Here is a 2084-nt window from a genome sequence, read left to right on the forward strand (position 1 = left end):
GTTCTGGGCCTTCTTGAACGGCGCGCTGTTCGTCGGCTACATCGTGCTGGGCCACCGCATCGCCCAGACCGGCATCGGCATCGCAGGTCTCGGCACCGCCATGGCGATCGCGTTCCTCGTCGTGCTGCCGGTGGGCTTCAGCGAGGCGCTGCCCGCTTTTTCGGCCCCGCAACTGCTCGTCGCCGCGATCGGCGTTGGCGTCTGCTCCTCGGTCATCCCCTATATCTGCGACCAGCTCGCCATGGCCCGGCTGCCACGCGCCAGCTTCGCTTTGATGCTCTCGCTTTTGCCGCTCACCGCGACGCTGATCGGCGTCATTGTGCTGAGGCAGGTTCCCAGCCTCACCGACTGCCTCGGCATCGCACTGGTCGTCGCGGGCGTCGCCATGCACAAGCCGGCGGCCAACGCGTAGCCAAATCGCGTTATGCCAGCTTCTCTTTTAGAAACTCGACCGTCCTCCCCCAGGCGAGATCGGCCGCCTTCCTATCGTAACGCGCGGCCGAGGTGTCATTGTTGAAGGCGTGGTTGACGCCGTCATAGACATAGACCGTGTATTCGACATGCGCAGCATCGAGCGCCTTCTTGTAGGCATCGATGCCGACGTCGATGCGTTCGTCCAGCCCGGCATAATGCAACAGCAGCGCCGCCTTGATCTTCGGCACATCCTCGGCCTTCGGCTGCATGCCGTAATAGGCGACGCCGGCGTTGAGGTCAGGCGCATTGACGGCGAGCGCGTTCACCGTGCCGCCGCCCCAGCAGAACCCGACCGCGCCGACCTTGCCGTTGCCGTCCTTCAGGCCCTTGAGGTACGCGACCGTCGCGACGCCGTCGGCCGTGACTTGGCTAGCGTCGAGCTTGGCGAACATGTCGCGCGCCTTGTCCTCGTCGGCGGGCGTGCCGCCGAGCGGCGACAGGAAATCGGGCGCCAGCGCGATGAAGCCTTCCAGCGCCACGCGCCGGGCGACATCGCGGATATGCGGATTGAGTCCCCGATTCTCGTGGACGACGATAACGGTACCGGGCTTGCCAGACTGGCCCGCCGGCTTGACCAGATAGCCCTTCATCTCGCCGCTGCTGCCCGGATAGGCGATGTCCTCACCCTTCACACGCCGATCGTCCTCGGCGACGATCGCCGCCTGGGCCGAATTCGCCGCCAGCATCGGTGCGATCGCAGCGGCCGCCGCGCCCGATCCGGCGAGCCTGGTCAATTGCTCCATGAAGCGGCGTCGGTCGAGGGTCAAATGCGTGTACTCGTCATAGGCATCGATCATCGCCTGAGTGATGATGGGCTGCGTGATGACAGGCCTGGCTGAAGGTTCGGTCATGGTTCTCCCCGTGACTGTGTGATGCGCAAGATAGGGTTGAAGCTCGCCCGGTCCAGTCACGGACGGGTGACCGTCTGGCCGGATCGTTCGTTCATCGGCACGCTTCCCTCTCGGCGGATACCGCCAAGGCGGGTCATCACGTTTTGGTCATTTCCGAAAGCCTTGATGGTGCTGTCACATTAGGAAGGGAAGCTGCCGATACGGTCGCGCCCGATCCAGACGACGAAAAGGGGAATGCCATGAACGTTCAGGATATCGTCAACACCGTTTCGCAGAAGGCGGGGCTCGACCAACCAACCACCGAGAAGGTCGTCGGCACCATCTTCTCCGTGCTCGAGCACGAAGCGGAAGGCACCAGCGTTTCGTCCTTCTTCGATCAGATCCCGGGCGCCGATGCGCTGGCCCAGAAATACGATGTGATGGCCGCCGGCGCCGCGGCTGGTTCGGGTGGCGGCTTGCTGTCTTCGCTGCAGGGAGCGTTGGGCGGCGTGCTCGGCGAAAAGGCAGGCGCATTGATCAACGGCGTCGCGGCACTGAAAGAGTCCGGCCTCGACATGGCGCAGATCCGGCAGGCCGGCGAGACTTTGATCAAGCAGGCCGAAGCGGCTGCCGGCCCCGACCTCACCAACCAAGTGCTCGGTCAAGTGCCCAGCCTGAGGAGCCACCTTGGCCTTTGAGCTCAACCCGGCGCCTTACTTCGGCAGCGTGTAGGCCATCACGTAGTCGCCCGGCTTGGTGCCGACCGAGCCGTGACCGCCG

General features: G+C 64.5%; 3 protein-coding genes. 2 read left to right on the forward strand and 1 reads right to left on the reverse strand.

The window, feature by feature from the left end:
* Positions 1–412 (forward strand): EamA family transporter (locus EOA38_RS34755; RefSeq protein ID WP_145966227.1); only part of this gene is annotated, 412 nt, incomplete at its 5' end.
* Between the two features lie 10 nt (positions 413–422).
* On the opposite strand, the gene EOA38_RS34760 is transcribed toward EOA38_RS34755, so the two are convergent.
* Complete coding sequence (locus EOA38_RS34760; RefSeq protein WP_127301352.1) at positions 423–1325, reverse strand: dienelactone hydrolase family protein; 903 nt, start codon at positions 1323–1325, stop codon at positions 423–425.
* A gap of 239 nt (positions 1326–1564) precedes the next feature.
* On the opposite strand from EOA38_RS34760, the gene EOA38_RS34765 reads away from it, so the two are divergent.
* On the forward strand, positions 1565–2002 hold the full coding sequence (locus EOA38_RS34765; RefSeq protein WP_127301353.1) for a hypothetical protein: 438 nt from the start codon (positions 1565–1567) through the stop codon (positions 2000–2002).
* Positions 2003–2084: the final 82 nt, after the last annotated feature.

Origin of the sequence: Mesorhizobium sp. M1E.F.Ca.ET.041.01.1.1, assembly GCF_003997355.1 — a bacterium.
Classification (GTDB): Bacteria; Pseudomonadota; Alphaproteobacteria; order Rhizobiales; family Rhizobiaceae; genus Mesorhizobium.

Coding starts and splice junctions, on each gene's coding strand:
- EOA38_RS34760 (WP_127301352.1), bottom strand. CDS start 1,325: ATGACCGAACCTTCAGCCAGGCCTGTCATCACGCAGCCCATCATCACT.
- EOA38_RS34765 (WP_127301353.1), top strand. CDS start 1,565: ATGAACGTTCAGGATATCGTCAACACCGTTTCGCAGAAGGCGGGGCTC.